The following is a 20,549-nucleotide window of genomic DNA, read 5'->3' as shown; positions in this document are numbered from 1 at the left end:
CCCCTCTCCCCTGCTCCCCTGCTCCCGATTCCCTATTCCCCAATCATGACTCAATATTTTGCCACCGTAGCCCGAGGTCTGGAAGAAATCGCTGCCCAAGAATTAAAGGATTTGGGCGCCCAAGAGGTTCAACCGGACTTTACCGGGGTCTATTTCCGGGGGAATCAAGAACTCCTCTATCGTGTTAACCTGTGGAGTCGCTTATTGTTTCGGGTATTTGTCCCGGTGAAAAACTTTCCCTGTCGCAATGGGGATCAATTGTACCGAGAAATCCAGAAAATCGACTGGCGGGACTATCTCACCCCAGACCAGACCCTATCGGTTCACTGTACGGGAACCAATGCCCAGTTAAATCATACCCACTTCACGGCTTTACAGGTAAAAAACGCCATAGTAGACCAACAACGGGATCAAACGGGACGGCGTTCTAGTGTAGACTCCCAAGAAGCGGACTTGATGTTAAACTTGCATATTCACCGCGATCGCGCCATCCTCAGTTTAGATAGTTCCGGCAGTAGTTTACACCGTCGCGGTTATCGTCCCGCAATGGGCGCTGCACCCCTCAAGGAGACGTTAGCCAGTGCTTTGTTACGATTAGCCCAATGGACCCCCGAAACGCCCCTCTACGACCCCCTATGTGGCTCTGGGACCATTTTATTAGAGGCTGGTCTACAGAGTTTAAATATTGCTCCCGGTTTAGTGCGGGGAGAATTTGCCTTTGAACGGTGGTCTGATTTTAACCCTGACCTTTGGCAAAAATTGCGTCAGGAGGCCTTAGAACAACAACGGGATAAATTTCCAGCGCCGTTGTGGGGGAGCGATCGCAATGCTGAGATCATACAACAAGCGCGAACCAACGCCCAATACTGTGGTTTAGGCGACTCTATCCAGTTTCAAGTTCAAGACATTGAGGACATTTATCCCCCCACAGAACCGGGGATTTTGATTTGTAATCCTCCCTATGGAAAACGCTTAGGAGAGGTGGAAGAATTGGGCAGTTTTTATAAATTATTAGGCGATTTATTTAAACAGCGTTTTACAGGTTGGACGGCTTATATTTTATCAGGCAATAAAGAGTTAACTAAAAAAGTCGGGCTAAAAGCCTCCCGTCGTTTTCCCGTTTATAATGGCTCTTTGCCCTGTACTTTTTTGAAATATGATTTGTATTAAACACCATTTAAAGAGAATAAGAAACCGGGTTTTTGCTACAACCTAGCCAAAAAAACAAGCCAAGTTATTCAACCCGGTTTCTAGGGAGGGAGGGAAGAAGAAACCTAATTGCTGGCAGGATATAGCGAGACAAGAAGGATTGAAAAAAACCCGGTTTCCAGTTTCTAGTGAATGAGGATAGGAAACCGGGTTTTTGCTATAACCTAGCCGAAAAAACAAGCCAAGTTATTCAACCCGGTTTCTAGGGAGAGAGGGGAGAAGAAACCTAATTGCTGGCAGGATATAGCGAGACAAGAAGGATTGAAAAAACCCGGTTTCCAGTTTCTAGTCAGTGAGGATAAGAAACCGGGTTTTTGCTATAACCTAGCCGAAAAAACGAGCCAAGTTATTCAACCCGGTTTCTATTGACAATTGATAATTATTCCCGACTCCCCTGCTCCCCTGCTCCCCTGCTCCCCAAGTTATTCAGCAAGCCCTAATTAGAGATATCATCATCTAATCCCGGTCGGGGGATGGCTGGAAAGGGACGACGATTTAAACGCCGGAGGGCAAAACCACTCAAAACCGCCACAATCAGAGAACACCAGCCCGTTACAGGTTGTAATAATAAAAAGCCCCCAATGGTAAACATCGACCCAAACAAGAGCAAGGTGGCCGTCACCACGCGCAAGGCATCACGACTTAAATCTTGACCCGGTAACACCCCCGTGCGTAATCGTTGCTTGTGCCAACCGAGGCCACTGGGGCGGACTTGGCGATAAAATGCGTCTAGGGTTTCGTCAGACTCAGGAGGGGTGAGGAACATCACGGTAATCCAGATTAAAGCGGTGAGGCCAGAAATGACCATTAAACGCACGCCAAAATCTGGGATAAGTTCATTGAGTACCGGGGAAGTGCTGGTAATTAAACCAATGACAAACCCGCATAACATAGCGGTTAACTCTGCGGCCGCATTGATACGCCACCAAAACCAGCGCAAGATTAAAACTAAACCGGGGCCGGTACCGATAGCTAGGACGAGTCGGAAGATGTCGCCAACATTGTCTGAATAAAAGGCGGCAATGCCTCCTAAAAGGGTGACGAAGACCGAAGAAAGCCGTCCGGCGAGGACTAACTCTTTTTGGTCGGCTTCGGGGCGTAAAAAGCGCAAATAGAGGTCATTGGTGAGATAGGACGCGCCCCAGTTAATGGAAGTGGAGACGGTACTCATGAAGGCGGCAATGAGGGAGGCGACGACTAATCCTAATAGACCTACGGGGAGGAAGTCTAACATGAGTTTAGGATAACCCAGTTCGCGATCGCCTAAATCAGGATAAATCACCACCGCCACCAAGGCCACCACCACCCAAGGCCAAGTCCGCACCACATAATGGAGCAAATTAAAAAACCAAGCCGCTTTTTCCGCTTCTGCCTCATCCTTCGCGGCCGCCAATCGTTGGATAAACTCACCCCCCCCATCACTGCGCCGAAAAGACCACCACTGCACCAATAAATACGCCGAAAAGGTCGAGGCTGTAATCCCAGCCGTCTCACTCCAAGTAAAATTCAAGTTAAACGGCACAAACGCCAAAACATCAATATCCGTCGCCTGCTGCACTGCCGGAATGAGTTCCCCCATTCCCCCCACATGATTCACCGCAATCACCGCCACGATAATCGCCCCAAACAAGGCCAGGAAAAACTGGAAAAAGTCCGTCGCGACTACCCCCCACAACCCAGAAAAACCGGAGTAAATGAGAACAAAAACACTCACCCCAATCACACTCCACAACTTGAGGTTATCTCCCGGATTGATACCCAAACTTTGCCACAATTCGAGGGCATCTACTACCTTAACCATCGCTAACATGGCGTAGCCTATACCAATACAGTTAATCGGCACAGCAAACAAAAAAGCCTTGCTACCGCGCAAAATGGCCGCCATTTTGCCCCCATAGCGCATTTCGGTGAGTTGGGCATCGGTGACAATTTCTGACCGTCTCCAGAGGCGGGCAAAAATATAAATCAGGATAATATGAGCAATGCCGAAATTCCACCATTCCCAATTTCCGGCAATGCCTCGCGTTGCCACCACTCCCGCCACATAGAGGGGAGTATCAATGGAAAACGTTGTAGCCGCCATACTGGTTCCGGCTAACCACCACGGCAAAGACCGCCCCGAAACGAAGAAATCGACTAAACTCTTAGAACCTTTGCGGGAGAGGAATAAACCCACGCCCATCGTCAGGGTTAAATAGCCCAGAATAATCCACCAATCTAATGCTTGCATACTTTGGATGTAGGAAGGTGACAAGTTTATTGTTCACGGTAACAAGGATGGTGCGTCAGGATACGTTCATTCCTGTTTAACCTCAGTTATTCTTCTGATGCACCCTACACCTTGAGAATTGATAATTGTTCCCCATTCCCTGTTCCCTTATCCCTTGAACCCAAAAAAATTGGAGTACAGCAGAGCTATACCCCAACTTAGCTAAGGGAAAAAGGCTTTTACTTATAAAGTTCGGTGGAAAGGCGGAAAGCAAGGATTCCGGGAATCAAAGCAATCACGAGAGCCACTAGAACTTGTGTATCGGATAAGGGCATGGTTCGATGAATCTCCTTACTGAACAGATAATTTACTCATCACTTTGCGTTAAAATCGCCCCTTTCTGAGCGCAATCGTTACAAAAATAAATATAAAATTCCCTTCACGAGGGGATGAAATCAACTCAACTTAACCTGCTCTTAGGGGAGGGATAATCTCCCGATTAGTTACATTTGTTACAGTTAGGGGGTCTAAATCACTGAAGGACTGGAGTGGTCTTTTCCACTGGGGGGAGGATGACAAGATTCATCCCCTCAGTATTTCTGGGGTATCACTAGGGTTAGGACGGTCAAATTCGGGGAAACGGAACAGCGCAGGATTATTAATCTCGGTATAGTTTGAGCTTAGAGGTCAGAACGTGATGAGACGGCGCAATTTTTTAGGTTATGCCCTGCTTTTTTTAGTGGGATGTCGTGCTAGTCAGCCTTTGTCTAATGTTTTGGCAAGTCGGGATAAGCTACGGTTTACGGTGACGGATTTAACCAGTGTTGATGAATTAGAGCAGTATTATGGGGGGTTCCGAACTACTTTATCGACAATCCTCAACCTCCCTATTGAATGGTATGCCGTGCCTAATTTTATGGCGGCGGCTGTTGCTTTGCAAAATGATCAGGTGGATTTTGTTCTCGCTGGACCGTCGGAATATGTGACGATTCATGCTCGGACTAATGCGATTCCTCTGGTGGGGGTCACTCGCCCTAATTATTATTCCCTGCTCTGTGTGCGGGCAGAGAGCGAAATAGAGGGGGTTGAGGACTTGGAGGGCAAAACTATCGCGATGTGGTCGATTGGGTCTACCAGTGGCCATCTAGGCCCGACTAAGTTATTGATTGACGGGGGGTTAGACCCCAAAACTGATGTCAAGGTGGAGATGTTGCGGGGGGAGGGATTAGATGCCCTGAAGGAGGGGCGAGTCAATGCTTGGGGGGGGACGTTTTTGCGCTACCAAAATCATTTACAGCAACGGGGCTGGTCTGAGGGGGAATTTCGGGTTTTGGTGCGGGGGGCGCTGTTGCCCAATGATTTGTTTATGGTGAGTAGTCGGTTTTCTGAGGCGGAGGTGCAGGAGTTGCGATCGCAATTACTCACCCATCAAGACTCTCTCCTTACAAGTTTAGCCGAAGCTGATGATGACAAGTATGTAGGGGCTAGGTTCGTCGAAGCCCAAGATGAGGATTACGACATGGTGCGAGAAGTCTATCAAGCTATCGGTCAAGGAGAATTTTTATAATTATGGCTGTTTTCAATGTCCCAGAAGGTAGAATAAAGCCTATTGCAAGCTTTCCTCGCTGGATGACCAGACCTAATAGCATCAATCGCCGTTTTGGGATAGCTAAAAAAATTGGCTATGGCTACGCTGTGGTGATTGTTATCGCGGTGTGTGGCATTGGAGCGGGCTTAACATTTGGGGACTACTACCAGAAAAAATCCCAAGAACGCTTAATTTTAGCCCATCGTCAACATATCTTAATTCAAGAACTGGAAAATGCAGTTTTTCAAGTTCGTCTCCATCCCCAACAGTTAATGACGGTGTTGGGGGATTCTCTTTGGTTTGAATATGAAATTAATCAGTTTAAAAGTCATGTCCTAGAAGCTCAAACACTGATTGATGAGTTGGAGGGATTTATTTCCAATGATGAGACGGATATTGTCGTAGACACCTACAGTTTTCAATCTGTTTTGCACAGTTATCAACAAACCATTGAAGGCTATGATCGTTTGATGACAGAGTTGTGGGGAAATTTTGACCCTCTCCGTTTATCCGAGGAAGAACTTCCCGCAGCCCAGCACTTAGTTTTAAACCGTGTCAATCAAACCGATTTTAAACATTTGCGCGTCCAATTAGAACGCAACTCGGAACGGTTAACCCGCATTGCCCAAAGAGCGAGTCGTCAGGCAAAAGAAGCCAATTTGCAACTTTTAGCTGCTAATCAATTGCGTTTGCGCGTCATTATAGCCAGTCTGCTGCTCTTTACCAGTTTAGCGGCTTGGCTGGCTTGGCGAACCAGTCGCGCCATTGCTCAACCAGTGGAGAAGGTGACTCAGCTTGCCCAACGAGTGGTTCAAGAGGGCAATTTTCACCTGCGGAGTCATGTTTGCAGTCAGGATGAGGTGGAAATGCTAGCAATGGCTTTAAATCAGTTAATTCAGTGGATGGGAGATTATACCGAACAGTTGCAAGAGTCCCAAGAAACTTTAGAGGAACGAGTTCAAGAACGCACCCAAGAATTACAAAAAACTCTCCAGAATTTAAAATCCACCCAAGCCCAATTAATTCAGTCGGAAAAGATGTCGAGCTTAGGGCAAATGGTGGCGGGAGTTGCCCATGAGATTAATAATCCCATTAATTTTATTCATGGGAACTTACTTCATTTGGAACAATATAGTAAAAGTTTGTTTGATTTGATTACTTACTATCAGGAAAAATATCCTGATTCTGATCCAGAATTAGATGAATTAATAGAGGATTCTGATTTTTACTTTATTCAACAGGATTTTCCCCAGATTATTCACTCCATGAAAATGGGCAGTAGTCGCATTAAAAACATTATTATTTCTTTGCGTAACTTTTCCCGTCTGGATGAAGCGGCTATGAAGGAAGTGGATATCCATGATGGCTTAGAAAACACCTTAATGGTTTTAAATAATAAGTTACATCAAAAGGTAGAAATTATAAAAAATTATGTAAAGCTTCCCCGAATTTTATGCTACCCCGCTCAGTTGAATCAGGTTTTTATGAATATTATTAGTAATGCGGTGGATGCTTTAGACGAGGCAAGAATTATCGGTAAAAAAATCTGGATTACAACAGAAAAAACGGCAGATAACTGGATTAAAATTCACATCAAAGACAATGGGAATGGTATTAGCCCAGAATTACAAGCCAAGTTATTTGATCCGTTTTTTACGACAAAACCTGTGGGCAAGGGAACGGGTTTAGGGCTAACAGTGTGTTATCAAATTATTGAGCAACATCACGGTAGAATTGAGGTTGTTTCTGAGGTGGGAAGTGGCACGGAGTTTGTGATTTCTCTCCCCTTTGCTCCGGGATAATAAATCGGGTGTGGAGAATTGAGAATATTTTTTGTTACTAGCAAATACGTCCCGGGCAAGCCTAGGATACAATGGGAGGGTCCTGTCCTGACAGTTGGGGATGGGGCGATCGCACGTATAAGGGTGTTCGGTCGGTTTCGTACAACTATTATGGTTTAACAGGTTTTATGACTTTTTCTTGGCAAACAATCGGTACTCTCCTTTGTTGTAGTGTGATTATCGGGGGTCCAACTCCTGCGATCGCCGAAAGGATAACCCCCCATGACACTCATGACACTAAAGTAGAGCATACCCTCCATCTGCTCGCTCAGTCTGCCATTCCCTCGGGGTGGCAAGTCATTGAAGGGGATGGAGTGGCGTTAGCTCTACCGACTAGCTATTATGGCGGAAATCCCAGTACCGATTTAGACCGTATTGAACAACAACTAGGGGAAGTGATTCCCGACTCGTCTCAACGGGTGAATATTATTCGCCAAAGTCCTATCCCCTTCGCCCTAGTCGCCTTTCATTCTCAGGTTGATCCTCAAGGAACTTTAGCCAGTGTTAATATTACTTCGGCTCCCATTCCTCCTAACACGCCAATTGCCAATTATTTAGACGCAACGGCAGAACTTTTGAGTCAACGCTTTGAAGTTTTGCAACGAGAAATTGTCAAGGTGAATAATATCTCATCGGGTCGCATTGTAACTCAAGCCAGTATCACCACCCAAAACAATGAGCAGCAGGAATTACAGCAGTTGTTGTATTTGATTCCGGGACGGGATCGGGTTTATATTGTGGTGTTCTCGTCTAGTGCGGTCAGTTTCCCCCAGCAGTTACCTGTGTTTGAGCAAAGTATTGAAACTTTGGCGTTTTAGGATTACGCGATTCCCTCTGACGCACCCTACATAAGGGAGGGGGAGAGGGGAGCGGGGGAACAGGGAATAGGGAATAGGGAATAGGGAATTGATAATTGACAATTGACAATTGATAATTGTTTCCGATTCCCGACACCCGATTCCCGACTCCCGACTCCCTCGCGAAGAGAGAAGTGAGAAGTGAGAATAGAGAATTATTACGGACTCCTGACTCTCCCTCTCCCCCGCTCCCCTGCTCCCCCGCTCCCCTGCTCCCCCGCTCCCCCGCTCCCCCATTCCCTGTCCTAATGCCCGAAACTGCCCTCTCTGTTGCCGGACTAACTCAATACTTGAAAGATGTACTCGAAGAAGATCCCCAACTCCAACAGCTTTGGGTGGTGGGGGATGTGACGAGTGTCCATCATCATGTGAGTGGTTTGTTTTTTACCCTCAGTGATTCCGAGGGGATGGCTTCGATTAAGTGTGTGGTTTGGGGGAGTTTGCGCGATCGCCTGATCCAAATGCCCAAAGTCGGCGAACAGGTCTGTATCTTAGGCAGCGTGCAGCTATTCACCAAGCGGGGAGAATACCAACTCAGAACCCTGCAAATCCTACCGATGGGGGAAGGATTACAAGCCCTGCGAGCCAATCAACTCAAAGCTCGTTTAGCCGCCGAAGGCTTTTTTGACCCAGCCCGCAAACGCCCCCTGCCCCCCTATCCCAAACGGATTGCCGTAGTCACATCCCCCACGGCCGCCGCTTGGGGAGATATTCAACGCACTCTAGAACAACGAGATCCGGGAGTGATGGTGTTATTTTCCCCGGCCATTGTACAAGGGGATCTCGCCCCCGCCTCCATTGCTCAAGCCCTAGCCCGGGTGGAACAGGACAATCGCGCCGAGTTAATCATCCTAGCGCGAGGGGGTGGAGCAGTGGAAGATTTGGACTGTTTTAATCATGAACGGGTGGTTAGGGCGATCGCACTCTGTCAGCGTCCCGTTATCACAGGCATTGGACACCAACGGGATGAATGCCTAGCCGATCTCGTCGCCGATCTAGCCGCCCACACCCCCACAGCCGCCGCCGAGCGAGCCGTTCCCCCTATCGCCCAACTCTATCACGCCCACCAAAACCGAAAACAAGCCCTCTCCCGCGCCCTAGCCGCCCGTTTCCAGCAAGAACAGCAACACCTGCAACAGCTAAAACAACACCTCAGCCAACTCCCTACTCGCAGTCAGACCCTCCAACAAGCCCGCACCCGTCTCCATCTCTGCCAAGAAAAACTAGCCGTCCTCAATCCCCAAGCCGTCTTAGATCGAGGCTATGCCCTCGCCCGCCAAGACAATGGCACTCTCCTACGCTCCCCCGAGGAAGTGACACCGGGGCAGATCCTAACTGTGCAACTCGCTCGCGGTCGCATTACCGTGCAAGTCATCGACAACCAGGGGTAACTCAACCCGAAACGTAGTTCCTACCCCGACTTGACTTTCCACCCGAATCATTCCCCCGTGGGCCTGGGCGCAATGTTTCGCAATGGCTAAACCCAAACCCGTTCCCGTAATATGTCCCACATTCCGACCCCGATGGAAGGGTTGAAATAACTTCTTCTGGTCTTCCCAAGTGATGCCAATACCGCGATCGCGCACTTCAAACAAAACCGATTCCTCCCCCACCTCCACCTCAAACTCCACTATCGTCTCTTCAGGAGAATACTTAAGCGCATTCGACAGCAAGTTTTCCAAAATATGCCGCAATAACCGCTTATCCCATAACCCTTCAGAATAGCCCCCCTGCCAAGAAAAGCACACTCGTTTCCCCTCCACCATACTCCCCTCCAACTCCTCCACCAAACCCCGGCAAAACGACTCTAGCGACAACGGAGACAACTCACAAGGCAACTGATCCATCTCCGCCTTACCAATTAACAGCACCTCATCCAACAACTGCGCCATACTCTTACTCGCCAGCCGAATCTGTTGGAACAAGCGAATTTTCTTATCCTCCGTCAACCGATCTTGATTATCCTGTAACAACCCAGCCGACAACAAAATAGTATTCAACGGATTGCGGAAATCATGAGACAACATCGACACAAACTCAGACTTTAACTGATTCTGTTGTTGCGCTTGCAATAACTCCGCCACCTTCTCCTCAATCTGATTTTCCAGCGCCTCATGACTCTCCCGCAAAGACTCCAGCGCCTGTTTTCGTTCCACCGCATAGATCAACGCTCGGACTAACGTCTCCGTATTATTCACCTGACGCTTGACTAAATAATCCTGCGCCCCCCGACGCATCGCCTCCCGCGCTAACTCTGAATCGTTTGTATTGGTCAACACCACAATCGGCACACTGGGGGCGCAAACCGCCAAGGGAGACAGGGACAACAAACCATTACTATCCGGCAGCGTTAAATCCAGTAAAATGACATCAAAGGTCGTGTCACCCAGCTTAATCAAAGCCTCCTTCAATCGCTTGACATGAACCAGACGACAGGAAACCGAGTGAGAGTCATTGAGAAGCTCACGCAACAATCTGGCTTCCGCCAAGTTGTCCTCAATCAGTAAGATGTTCAGGGAACTGGCTGGCATAATGTTTAGGGGGCGCAATTTCTCCTTAATGATGTTTGCTAAACCTCGGGCGGCACCTCCAGATTTTTCAATCACAGATCAAGATTTTTTTCAATCTCTATTATAAAATCAACTTGAAAGATCGTCTGGTGTTGGTTGTTTTTTTGAGATAATTTCACACTTTAAGATTCACTCTGACTCATTAACGGCGAGGGGTTTTGGGTAGGGTTGATCAGGAATCATACCCCCAGTTTGTTTGGGGGAGGTAAGGGCAAAATCTTCCAAAAAATTAGTTAAAACGGCTTAAAAGTCAAGAGCATTTAAGCTTAACTTTCTGAAGGAAGTGTTACAGTTTTTAACCAAAAATCCTCAATTCCCTTCACAATTGCAAATAACTCGTTCAAGTTGCGAGACTTGGTAATATAACAGTTCACGTGCAACTCATAACTCTGAGCAATATCATCTTCATTATGAGAAGTCGTCAATACGACCACCGGAATCCGCTTCAAATCAGAATCGGACTTGATTTCCGCCAACACTTCCCGCCCATCCTTACGCGGTAAATTCAGATCCAAGAGAATTAAATCCGGTCGGGGGGAATCTACATAGTCCCCCTCTTGTCGCAAATAGGCCATTGCGTCCATCCCATTGCGCACCGTAATCACTTCATGGGGAATCGTGCTATGTTTTAATGCTTCTTGGATTAAACGAATATCTGCCCGATTATCTTCGACTAAAAATATTGTTTTGCAGATTCCGCCCTTTGCGTCGTCGTTCACGATCACGTCCTCCTATGGGAATCGTAAAATAGAATGTTGCGCCCTGTCCCAGCTCCGATTCTACCCAAATCCGGCCGCGGTGACATTCGATAATTTTTTTACATATCGCTAGTCCCATACCTGTTCCGGGGTACTCATCCCGAGCATGAAGACGCTGGAAAATCACAAAAATCCGTTCGGCAAATTGGGGATCTAACCCCATGCCATTATCCTCCACGGAAAACAGCCATTCCTCCTCTAAGCGGTGTGCGCCAATATGAATCACCGGAGGGGCCGCGCTGCGGAATTTAATCGCATTGACAATCAGATTCTGGAATAACTGCATTAATTGCGTCCCATCAGCCGTCACCGTCGGTAAGGGGTCGTAGGTGATGGTCGCTTGATTATCACTAATGCGACCCCGTAGGTTGCCTAACGCCCGTTTTAAAGCAACTTCCACCTCGGTGAGTTCAAATTCAATTCCCTTCAGATCAACCCGGGAATAGGCCAAGACATCATCAATCAGGGTCTGCATTAAACTCACCCCTTCCACGGCAAAATCAATGAATTCGTGGGCATCTTTATCTAATTGTTGGTTATAGCGCAGGGCCAACAATTGGACATAATTCGCCACTTGGTTCAAAGGTTCTTGCAGGTCATGGGAGGCCACATAGGCGAATTTCCGCAATTCGGCGTTAGAGCGTTCTAAATCTTGGGCGAGTTGGGCTAATTCATCGGCCTGACGCAGAACAATGTTGACAATGGCTTTGCGTAGTCCTAGGGCAGCCTTTACTTCTACCCCTTGCCACGGCAGGGATTTCAGACGGACGGTTTCTTTCCACAGTTCAAAGGATTTCCGGGGGGATAGTTTCACGGTATCCGCTTCTTGGATGGTTTCGTAGGCATTGCCGGGATCTCCCCCCCAGTTGACGGTTTGAATGACTTCGGGGCGAAACCACAGCACATAATTCTGTTTGGAAATGGGAATGGCTAATAATCCACTGCCGACATCTTTAAAGGTTTCTGCGTCGGAGTACCACCGGGCCAGGGAGTCGGTGCAGAAGATTTCCCGATCTTCGATGTTTTTACTCAACCATTGCAGCAAAAAGTTGAGTTCTTCGGTGTTGGGGGTATTGCCGAGGGTAATATATTGTCCACTTAAACAAATAGCAGCGCCTTGGGCGTTGGTGAGGTCTAATAGATTGGGTTGATGTTTGACTAATCCTTCAATAAAGTTGTCGTCTTGTCCCATGTAGTCGATGAGACGGGTTTGAATGGAGGCCAGTTTTAGGCGATAGTCTTGATCGGCGGTTTCTTCCCGGGCGGAAATTTCGGCAAAGATCACATGGCCGAGGAATTCGCAGGCTTTGCGCAGTTCGTAGGAGATGAATTTAGGGGTGCGGTGGTGACAGGCGATTAAGCCCCACAGTTCCCCGTCTTGAATTAAGGAAATGGTGAGGGATGCCCCAACTCCCATGTTGTGCAGATATTCGAGGTGACAAGTGGAGGGACTGCGCAAAATGGAGTAGGTGAGGTCAATGGGGCGATCGCTCACCGGATGCAGGCGCGGCACTAAAGAGACGGGAGTTGTGCCAGCATCGGGGATCTGGCGAATCACATTAGAAGCAAATAACTTGCGCGCTTGTTTGGGAATATCTGACTCGGGATAATGCAAGCCTAAGTAAGGCTCTAACTCTGGGATCTTATCTTCTGCAATCACTACCCCATGACCGTCTTCCTCAAATTTATACAACATCACCCGATCAAAGTCGGTCATTTTGCGCACTTCCTGCACAATAATTTGACAAAATTCGTCAAGTGTGCTTGTTTTTTCCAGTTGAGAAATTGAGGTTTTAGCCAAGTGATAAAAACTCAAAAAAGGAATATTTTCCTGAGAAATTGCAGGTTCAAGTTCAAGAATTAAATACCCTTCAGGATTGCGGTGAAAGACAGCATCAAACACCATATACTCATCGCCCTTTGTCCTCGCCCAAACTTTGCTAGGATTAACCCAATCAAAGTTATCTTCAGCTAGTCCTTTTTGTAAGGGTTCTATTTGCACTGAATCTAGAACATCTTCCAGATTTTTGTTCAGTACCTGATCCGGTGAAACCTCCAAAATCGCTCGGGTATTACTACTGACCTGCACAATTTTAAGTTCTGGTTCACTCAGCACAAAAACTAACCCGTGAGGTTGTATTTGGCTAATCAAATGAATGGGTTCTTCGGTTAAATTAACGAAATTATGAGTTTGGACTTTTAGGGAACTAATAACCATAGTTTTTGGTAAGGTTAAGGGAGGTATTTAAGGAATAAAAGACGGTTTTATCTTGATTCTGATTGGGACAAACTTAACTGTATCCTGTCTTTGATTTATCCGGTCTTTAATTAGATGAGTAAACTCGGTTTTACCCCATCGATTCTTAGTTATCGCGATTCTTAGTTATCGAGCCTTAATTGAAGCGTCACCCAAAAAATAGACAAGACATGAACAGCAGATTTAGGAAAACGGGAAAACTATAGATAAGCTCTGAGTCTATTTGGCTTTCTTTCCCTAGTATAACTTAACTTTTTTGTTCAGGGAGCGATTCATGGCTGGATGGAAAAAGTTTGAATAACGCAACATTTTTGTTACATTTATTTGTGTAAATATACAAAAATTTAATTTTCGTTATTAATGTTTACTTTGGCGGGCTAGTCGTAATAGCCTAAAAATTGAAAGGATTGCGTTGCATCGGTCGTAAATTAACCTGACATTGGGGCGGGTCAGGCAAGGTGCTATAATTGCAGGAATAAAGGGCTAAACAACGGGGTTCAGAATTAAAGACGCGCAACTCATACCCGTATTGTCTAGCGACAGAACCGAAACGGTTAACAAAACGGTACTGCTGCATATAGTCCATTTGCGCCCACATTTGGCGATTTACCACTAAGTCCAGACGTTTTTGTGCGGGAAAGGCGAGCCAATCTTGTAGTAGTTTTCCTTCCCCATACTGTTGATAAGTCCACCATAAACTCGGGGTAGTTATTGCTTCTTGGGAAATCGTTTCTGGGGTAATTACTCCTTGTTCAATGAGGTTTTCTCGTTCTCCTCTTCGGAGAATATTGGGGTTAATGCTACATTGATTTAAGGATTGGGTAAAACTATCCCAAAAGGGATCATTACTGGCCGGAATAAATTCGAGGAGGTAAGGATTTGGGGTGGGGATGGGGGGGGATGCAGCAAGGGGGGAATCTTGAGCTATTGTGGGAGATATTGGGGATAATAGGAATCCGATCACTAGCATCACGACAGAGGATTTCATGATAATAACTCCTAGTTAAATAATGGTGCGTCAGGATTATATAGCGTTTCCAAATCATTGATAAACTCTCAGAGCAGTTTTTCATAATACTTCAAGCTCCTTGTAACCCTTGTATACTGTTCCCTGTTCCCTTTGCTTTCCCTTATGGATTACAAAACTCAAATGGAAACGCTATAGTAACTTTGAGTGAACCCAAGTCATTCGGTTTGATGCACCCTAATACTATTGACTGTTGACTGTTGACTGTTGACTGATCTGGGAGAGTGAAAGTTCACAAACTGGCACAGGACTTTCTCGATTCCTGTAGTCTCGGATTACAGTCAAAGGAGTTAGGGTGAATCCAGATCAGGAATTGACCTAACGACACACTACTATTTACCGATCCTAGCCCATGGAATCAGCATATATTACCAGTATTGGCAAATTTCTGCCGGGGGAACCCATTGGCAATGATGAGATGGAAAGCTATCTGGGGAGAATTGGCGATCGCGCTTCTAAAGTCCGTCACCGTATCCTCAAGAGCAACGGCATTCAACAACGCTATTATGCCATTGATCTGCAACAAAAAACCCGCTATCAAAATAGTGAAATGGCCGCTTTTGCGGTGCGAGATGCCTTATCCTACCTCAATCTTGAACCCCATGCCATTGATTTATTAGCCTGTAGCACTACTTTACCCGATTTAACGGTTCCCGGTTTTGCTAGCATGGTACATGGGGAATTAACCGAATTTTCCCCCCTGGAAGCTATTTCCCTACAAGGGGTATGTTGTGCAGGAGTAGCGGCCTTAAATTATGCGAGTTCCCAAGTCCAATTAGGCAAGCGACGAAATACTATTGCCGTCGCTTCAGAACTCGCGTCTCGCTTGTTTAAATCGGGTCATTTTGAAGCAGACCAACGCTATAAAAATGGTGAAAAAGTTGCTTTTGATACAGAGTTTTTGCGATGGATGCTGTCGGATGGAGCGGGTGCATTTGTCATTCAAAATACCCCCGCTTCTGAACAAATTAGCTTACGAGTGGATTGGATTGAATTAATCTCCCATGCTCACCATTATCCCGTTTGTATGTATGGGGGAACAGCTAATGAAAGCGCTCAAAAAAGCTGGTTAGATTATCCCTCCTATGCAGAAGCCGTTCAAGAGGGTGCATTTCATTTAAGGCAAGATATTCGCCGTTTAGATGAAGTGATTAAACTAGGGGTGACGGGGTGGTTAAAACTCATTGAAGCAGGTCGAGTTAAACCGGAAGAAATTGACTGGTTGTTGTGCCATTACTCCTCTCATTTTTTCCGCAGTAAAATTGTAGATTTTCTGGAAAAAGCCAACTGTATGATTCCCGAAGAAAAATGGTTTACTAACCTATATACAAGGGGAAATACTGGGTGTGCTTCTATTTATTTAATGTTAGAGGAATTATTTCACTCTGGCAAATTACAACCGGGAGAAAAAATCTTTTGTTTTGTGCCGGAAAGTGGGCGCTACACTACGGCTTATATGATGCTCACGGTAGTTGAACGAAATGCACTCTCTGGGATTAGGGAGGGGGAAAAGCAAGCTGTTGTTAATGCACCTCAGCTAAGATTAAACCGGGAAAATGAGGCTGTAAAAAACTCAGTTGCGGCGGATTTATTGCGACAATTAACCTTAGTTTGGTTAGACTTTGAACAACAACTGCATGGGGTGTCCCTGATTCGTAAATTAGAGCGCGGAGATTTCACCCGAGAGGATTATAAACTGCTTTTGCGGAATTTGCGGCCGCAAGTGGTGGAAGGGGCAAGGTGGATTGCACGGGCGGCCTCGAATATGCTAGATTTTCGGTTGCGATCGCTCTTTATCGGTCATGCCCAAGACGAACACCGCGACTATCAGATGTTAGAGCGGAATTATGTGAGTGTCGGGGGAGAGTTATCCGAAATAGTCAATTCCCCCAAAAATATCGGTTCTCAAGCCCTTTCTGCCTTTATTTTTCATCAAGCATCCCAAGAAAATCCCCTCGATTTGTTAGGCAGTATGTTCATCATTGAAGGGCTAGGTAATCGTTTAGCCGGAAAGTGGGCAAAACAGATTAAAGCAACCCTCAAGTTAACCGATGATCAAGTTTCTTTTTTAGCCTATCATGGGGAAAATGATGAGTCCCATCTCGGCAAACTCGAAGCAATTTTAAACGCCGATTGGTTAACCGCAGAAATGGCGCAAAAAATCGTTAATACTGCCCGCGTTACAGCCCGTTTATATCAATTGCAACTAGAGGAGATGCGCTAAAATGACCCAGAATGAGGCTGAATCTCTCACCCCTTTAGATCCTGCTTTTTTCCCCTATAATCGCCGAAATCCAAACACTTGGCAGGTGCTTTATTTAGACCAAGCCATCCCCGTTGATCCCGTGGCGAAACAGTACATGATTTGCGACTTGCAAAACTGGACGCGCAATTATTTACTAATCCCCATAAAAATCACAGCTAATCTCTGTTTAGCCGTCATTATGACCGTTAAACGGTTGTTGCCCTTTCAGTTCCATTTTTATGGATTTATGCACCAATCAGCGACTTTTTTCCTGAAATATTTTGTCTCACCAGAAGCTTGTTATTTAATCGTCCGTCATATTAGCTTAGGGTCTAATATCGTCAATTTTCTCATAGATAATGGTCCGAATCCTTATCTAGAAAAGTCTAATTTATATCCCCAAAAAGTGGATGACCTTGCCCATAATGTGTTCCTTGAACATGATTTGATTTTGTATAATTTTGTCTATGACTATCATCGAGCGCAACAAGAAAATCCCCACTGGCAAGCTAAACTGAAGCAACGGGGGATTAATTTTAAAAGTATTCGTCCGGTATCCGTGGAGATGAACTTTAAAAAATGGCGCTGGTTACGGATTTTAGATTTAGAATCTGCCATTGAGTTATTTAAAGTCTTTTACTCCCTCTGTTTGACCAGTGATGAATTTGAACGGGCGGTTTTGTCGTTACAATTTGATGAAAATTTTGGGCTATACTTTACCCAAATTACGGGCGATAGCAGTTGGAATCATGTGATTAGCAATCGCCATCCTCTCGCGCCCAATAGTCCCTTTCAAGCCGCACGGAATTTGATGTTACATGGGATCACAACGGAATATATTCACCGTTATTTAGAAATTCGGCGAGATCAGGCTGAATTGAGAGAAGATTAGTCTATGAATCAACGCTTAAGCACTACGCTTAAAATTTGGATCGACTTGGGGATGAATTAACACCTGTCCGGTATGTTCGGCTACATCTTCTAAACAACAAGTTAATAGGCGTTCTCGCAAGTCTGACATAACGGCTAAAGCTCTAGTCCAGTCGGGGATTTGATCCCCGGCTGGATCGTTTTCGTACTCTTTTCCAGCTTGAGCAATCACTTGTTCAAACACTTCTATAGTGACTTCTTCTGGATGACGATCATAGATTAAACCGTTAAAGCGAGCGTCCACATAGTATTGACGGGTCAAATCTTGGGCTTCCCGGCGGAATTTGACGCGCAAGGCTCGGATATGATCGGAGGTGATGATCACTTGTTCGGTTTCCGTTAAGGTGCGTAGGAGGGAGCGCAAGATATCCCGACACATTTTTTGTAGGCCTTCCTGACTATGATTGCCCAGTTTTTGGTGTTTGTGGTCAAATACGCCAAGATCAATCTGGGCGATACGTTTATGGGCAACGTTGCGGTACACTTCGGCGAGTAAGCCGATTTCTAAGCCCCAAGTGGCGGGAATGCGGGTGGTGAGGGCTAAGTCACGGGTGAGGGCAAATTCTCCGGAGAGGGGGTAACGAAAGGAGTTAAGGTAATGTAGATAGTTCCGTTCTCCGAATAAGTCACTGAGGGCGCGGAGGACGGGAGCAACGAACAAACGCACGACGCGACCGTTGAAGGTGGGGGGATTGCCGCCAATGCGGGCATAATAGGCTTTGTTGAAGGCGAGGCCAAATTCTTTTTCTAGGAGGGGATAGAGGAGTTTGAGGGGGTAAGAGCGATTGTAGGTGATGATATCGGCATCATGGAGGGCGATCGCTTCTGCTTCGAGGGAAGCCACCCCTAAGCCTAGCCAGACGGCAATTCCTTTGCCAAAATGATCGACTAAATCTAAGCCGCGATCGCGCAAGTCCTCTAAAACGGCCATCACTCTCGGACCATTCTCCCAAAGAATTCTCACCTTTTGAGGCAAGGGTTCAAAAAAATTAACCGTATTGATATATTGTTCTAAAGTTTCTGCATAGAGGCAAACAACAATGGTTTTGACAAAAGAACAAGTGGTGAGATGATCCCGAATCTGTTTCAGGGCAGGACGTTCAAGCTCTTGGTACAAAGCCGGGATGATGATAGCTGTTGGTGATTCTTCGCTCAGTTGGATTAAACGCTGTTCCAAAGCTTCTAGATCACAGCCAAAATCATGAATCGTTGTAATTAATTCTTGTTTATAGTCCATATAGCCACCAGCATTTCTACAAAACTGTAGAATCTTAAATAAATCTAAAAAAAAATGCTGTTAGGCTTGATACAAGTGTTGGTTGGTTACAAAAACGGTAACAAGGCAGAAAGAAGGGAAAAGATCGCTTAGGATAAGGTATCTTGTGATGGGATCGACCAATGAAACTTCCCTATTTAGCTTTAACTCTAGCTTGCTGTTTGCCCTTGAGTTTAACGGCAGCCACAGCCCAAACCTCGAATAATCCTCGTTTAACCAATCCTTCCCCGATGGTAGCACCTCAAAGTTATGTGCAGTATCGCTTTGATCAACAGGTGATTGAGCGGACTGTGGAAATGGTACGAGATGCGCGATCGCAAAATTTAGCCCGTCAGTTTGGTTTACAGATCCTGAATCTGACTTGGGAGGATACAGGACGTTACCACAACTCCGCCGTCGGACCCAATATTAGCGACATGACGATCCAAATTCAACAGCGCAATCCCCGCACGAATCAGTATTCTCTACACTTGATGCCTGTCATTCGCCATCCCAACTTTACCGATCTTTCCGCCGATGTTCCCCTAGACCGCTTTTTTGTCTTGGTGGGCAATGAGAAGGGGAAAGACCTGCAACGGGTATCTTTGCGGGACTTATTGGGCAACTTACGCAACTATCTCCATGATCCCAACTCTTGGGCTGGTCGGGAAACCTCCCTGTTAGCGGATCGAGATACCCATGTATTAGTTTCGGCTCAAGCCTGTTTCCTCCCCATTCCCCAAGGGGGACAAGCGGAATTTAATCCGGTGTTATTTAACTATCAGTCCATGAGGAATGACCCGGCTGTATTGACCATTTTGGCGACCCGGGAAGGCACCAGCATCACCGTGATTGATAATACAAGGGATGCCTTTGAGGCCGGGGCGACCTGGGGACAGCGTTTGTTTTTTAATAAGAATGGCGATCGCGCTAGTTTTACCGGACAGCGTTTAAGCGATTTTCAGGCCGAGGGAGGCAGTAGTGGCAGCGGCCCCGGTGCTGAAGCGGCCGGAGAGGAAGGCTTAAACATGGTGATGTTAATTCAAGTCCCCCTCAAACAAAAATACCCCATGCGCTTGGAAATGGAAGCCGGAGATATGATGATGGCTCCCCCAGCGGCCGCCCCCATGGAATTACGTCGCTCTGATGTAGAAGCCGCCGTCATTGGTCATGGTGCCGTTGAGGGACCCTTTACGGAAATTGATCAACTGGCCATTGAACGAGATCCCCAATTCCCCATCCGTGTCACCGTCCAGTTTTATAAAGCTACCAGTAACGGGGTCGTAGTAGAACGGGACTTGCGGGAAATTCGAGAACAAATCGACCGCGTATATGACGATGGGGACTATGTAGGGAGTTTAGTCGTGGATGGAGTGCGAGGACGACCCACCGAGTACGACGGGGACAAAGTGGAACCCCCCGATTGGTGGGATGCCTTTTGGCGCAGACATGAGGAAAACACGGGACAAAGTAAAGCCGAAGCCCTCGAAATGCTGCGTCGTTTACTGGGGGACCATTGGATGCCGCGATCGCCCCAAGAACTCCAGCGCGAACTCGATAATCTACAATAGGGAATAGGGAATAGGGAATAGGTAATTGATAATTGATAATTGATATGAGAAACCGGGTTTTTGCTAGGGTGTATCGAGAAAACTAGACAATGAATGCAACCCGGTTTCTAGCTAAAGTTAGTCAAAGTTAGTCGATGACATTACACCCGACTCCCCCGCCCCCCTGCTCCCCTGCTCCCCCACTCCCCTGCTCCCCCTCGCCCCGACTCCCTATTCCCCCAAACTGCCTTCC

At 46.5% G+C, this 20,549-nt stretch carries 15 protein-coding genes; 8 read left to right on the top strand and 7 right to left on the bottom strand.

Annotated features, from left to right (window positions below):
- The first annotated feature begins 45 nt into the window (after positions 1–45).
- On the top strand, positions 46–1,170 hold the full coding sequence (locus K4A83_RS11725; protein ID WP_265264739.1) for a THUMP domain-containing class I SAM-dependent RNA methyltransferase: 1,125 nt from the start codon (positions 46–48) through the stop codon (positions 1,168–1,170).
- 475 nt (positions 1,171–1,645) lie between these two features.
- Here the strand turns inward: K4A83_RS11725 and K4A83_RS11720 are convergent, their stop codons facing one another.
- Both K4A83_RS11720 and psaM read right to left on the bottom strand, forming a co-directional pair.
- Positions 1,646–3,439 carry a sodium:solute symporter family protein gene (locus tag K4A83_RS11720; protein WP_265264738.1) on the bottom strand — a complete coding sequence of 598 codons (1,794 nt, stop codon included), beginning with the start codon at positions 3,437–3,439 and terminating at the stop codon, positions 1,646–1,648.
- A gap of 218 nt (positions 3,440–3,657) precedes the next feature.
- On the bottom strand, positions 3,658–3,753 hold the full coding sequence (psaM, locus tag K4A83_RS11715; protein ID WP_071525264.1) for a photosystem I reaction center subunit XII: 96 nt from the start codon (positions 3,751–3,753) through the stop codon (positions 3,658–3,660).
- Positions 3,754–4,115: 362 nt separating this feature from the next.
- Here psaM and K4A83_RS11710 point away from each other — a divergent pair, with 362 nt between their 5' ends.
- The 4 genes from K4A83_RS11710 (at position 4,116) to xseA (ending at position 9,095) form a co-directional block, all read left to right on the top strand.
- A complete protein-coding gene (locus K4A83_RS11710; RefSeq protein ID WP_265264737.1) occupies positions 4,116–4,985 on the top strand; it encodes a PhnD/SsuA/transferrin family substrate-binding protein in 870 nt (289 codons plus the stop codon).
- Positions 4,986–5,047: 62 nt separating this feature from the next.
- Complete coding sequence (locus K4A83_RS11705; protein ID WP_265264736.1) at positions 5,048–6,808, top strand: sensor histidine kinase; 1,761 nt, start codon at positions 5,048–5,050, stop codon at positions 6,806–6,808.
- 167 nt (positions 6,809–6,975) lie between these two features.
- Positions 6,976–7,665, top strand: a complete 690-nt coding sequence (locus K4A83_RS11700) for a hypothetical protein (protein WP_265264735.1) — start codon at positions 6,976–6,978, stop codon at positions 7,663–7,665.
- A gap of 287 nt (positions 7,666–7,952) precedes the next feature.
- Entirely contained in the window at positions 7,953–9,095 is a 1,143-nt protein-coding gene (gene xseA / locus K4A83_RS11695; RefSeq protein ID WP_265264734.1) for an exodeoxyribonuclease VII large subunit, read from the top strand.
- Here the strand turns inward: xseA and K4A83_RS11690 are convergent.
- The 4 genes from K4A83_RS11690 to K4A83_RS11675 all read right to left on the bottom strand — a co-directional run bounded on the left by K4A83_RS11690 (position 9,036) and on the right by K4A83_RS11675 (position 14,277).
- Positions 9,036–10,235, bottom strand: a complete 1,200-nt coding sequence (locus K4A83_RS11690) for an ATP-binding response regulator (protein ID WP_265264733.1) — start codon at positions 10,233–10,235, stop codon at positions 9,036–9,038. The two genes, xseA and K4A83_RS11690, sit on opposite strands and share 60 nt — an antisense overlap.
- Positions 10,236–10,540: 305 nt before the next feature.
- The gene (locus K4A83_RS11685; RefSeq protein WP_265264732.1) at positions 10,541–10,993 is read right to left on the bottom strand and encodes a response regulator; all 453 of its coding nucleotides are present in this window, start codon (positions 10,991–10,993) and stop codon (positions 10,541–10,543) included.
- On the bottom strand, positions 10,938–13,250 hold the full coding sequence (locus K4A83_RS11680; RefSeq protein ID WP_265264731.1) for a sensor histidine kinase: 2,313 nt from the start codon (positions 13,248–13,250) through the stop codon (positions 10,938–10,940). Before K4A83_RS11680 ends, K4A83_RS11685 begins: the two co-directional genes overlap by 56 nt.
- Positions 13,251–13,680: 430 nt before the next feature.
- Positions 13,681–14,277, bottom strand: coding sequence for a hypothetical protein (locus tag K4A83_RS11675; protein ID WP_265264730.1), 597 nt, complete (start codon positions 14,275–14,277; stop codon positions 13,681–13,683).
- 391 nt (positions 14,278–14,668) lie between these two features.
- Between K4A83_RS11675 and K4A83_RS11670 the strand changes: the two genes are divergently transcribed.
- Positions 14,669–16,540 (top strand): 3-oxoacyl-[acyl-carrier-protein] synthase III C-terminal domain-containing protein, encoded by a 1,872-nt coding sequence (locus K4A83_RS11670; RefSeq protein ID WP_265264729.1) that lies wholly within the window; start codon positions 14,669–14,671, stop codon positions 16,538–16,540.
- A 1-nt stretch (position 16,541) separates the two neighbouring features.
- A complete protein-coding gene (locus tag K4A83_RS11665; protein WP_265264728.1) occupies positions 16,542–17,453 on the top strand; it encodes a DUF6999 family protein in 912 nt (303 codons plus the stop codon).
- Between the two features lie 15 nt (positions 17,454–17,468).
- Here K4A83_RS11665 and K4A83_RS11660 read toward each other — a convergent pair whose 3' ends face one another.
- Positions 17,469–18,728 carry a glycosyltransferase family protein gene (locus K4A83_RS11660; protein WP_265264727.1) on the bottom strand — a complete coding sequence of 420 codons (1,260 nt, stop codon included), beginning with the start codon at positions 18,726–18,728 and terminating at the stop codon, positions 17,469–17,471.
- A gap of 161 nt (positions 18,729–18,889) precedes the next feature.
- On the opposite strand from K4A83_RS11660, the gene K4A83_RS11655 reads away from it, so the two are divergent.
- Entirely contained in the window at positions 18,890–20,317 is a 1,428-nt protein-coding gene (locus K4A83_RS11655; RefSeq protein WP_265264726.1) for a hypothetical protein, read from the top strand.
- Positions 20,318–20,549: the final 232 nt, after the last annotated feature.

The sequence above is a fragment of the Spirulina subsalsa FACHB-351 genome (genome assembly GCF_026130165.1).
Lineage (GTDB): Bacteria > Cyanobacteriota > Cyanobacteriia > Cyanobacteriales > Spirulinaceae > Spirulina_A > Spirulina_A subsalsa_A.
The sequence above is the reverse complement of the archived record's forward strand: the minus strand, read 5'-3'. Positions and strand labels throughout refer to the sequence as shown.

Bases quoted from the DNA above. Each gene is read 5' to 3' on its own strand.
- K4A83_RS11725 (WP_265264739.1), top strand. From the start codon at position 46: ATGACTCAATATTTTGCCACCGTAGCCCGAGGTCTGGAAGAAATCGCT.
- K4A83_RS11720 (WP_265264738.1), bottom strand. From the start codon at position 3,439: ATGCAAGCATTAGATTGGTGGATTATTCTGGGCTATTTAACCCTGACG.
- psaM (WP_071525264.1), bottom strand. From the start codon at position 3,753: ATGCCCTTATCCGATACACAAGTTCTAGTGGCTCTCGTGATTGCTTTG.
- K4A83_RS11710 (WP_265264737.1), top strand. From the start codon at position 4,116: ATGAGACGGCGCAATTTTTTAGGTTATGCCCTGCTTTTTTTAGTGGGA.
- K4A83_RS11705 (WP_265264736.1), top strand. From the start codon at position 5,048: ATGACCAGACCTAATAGCATCAATCGCCGTTTTGGGATAGCTAAAAAA.
- K4A83_RS11700 (WP_265264735.1), top strand. From the start codon at position 6,976: ATGACTTTTTCTTGGCAAACAATCGGTACTCTCCTTTGTTGTAGTGTG.
- xseA (WP_265264734.1), top strand. From the start codon at position 7,953: ATGCCCGAAACTGCCCTCTCTGTTGCCGGACTAACTCAATACTTGAAA.
- K4A83_RS11690 (WP_265264733.1), bottom strand. From the start codon at position 10,235: ATGCCAGCCAGTTCCCTGAACATCTTACTGATTGAGGACAACTTGGCG.
- K4A83_RS11680 (WP_265264731.1), bottom strand. From the start codon at position 13,250: ATGGTTATTAGTTCCCTAAAAGTCCAAACTCATAATTTCGTTAATTTA.
- K4A83_RS11675 (WP_265264730.1), bottom strand. From the start codon at position 14,277: ATGAAATCCTCTGTCGTGATGCTAGTGATCGGATTCCTATTATCCCCA.
- K4A83_RS11670 (WP_265264729.1), top strand. From the start codon at position 14,669: ATGGAATCAGCATATATTACCAGTATTGGCAAATTTCTGCCGGGGGAA.
- K4A83_RS11665 (WP_265264728.1), top strand. From the start codon at position 16,542: ATGACCCAGAATGAGGCTGAATCTCTCACCCCTTTAGATCCTGCTTTT.
- K4A83_RS11660 (WP_265264727.1), bottom strand. From the start codon at position 18,728: ATGGACTATAAACAAGAATTAATTACAACGATTCATGATTTTGGCTGT.
- K4A83_RS11655 (WP_265264726.1), top strand. From the start codon at position 18,890: ATGAAACTTCCCTATTTAGCTTTAACTCTAGCTTGCTGTTTGCCCTTG.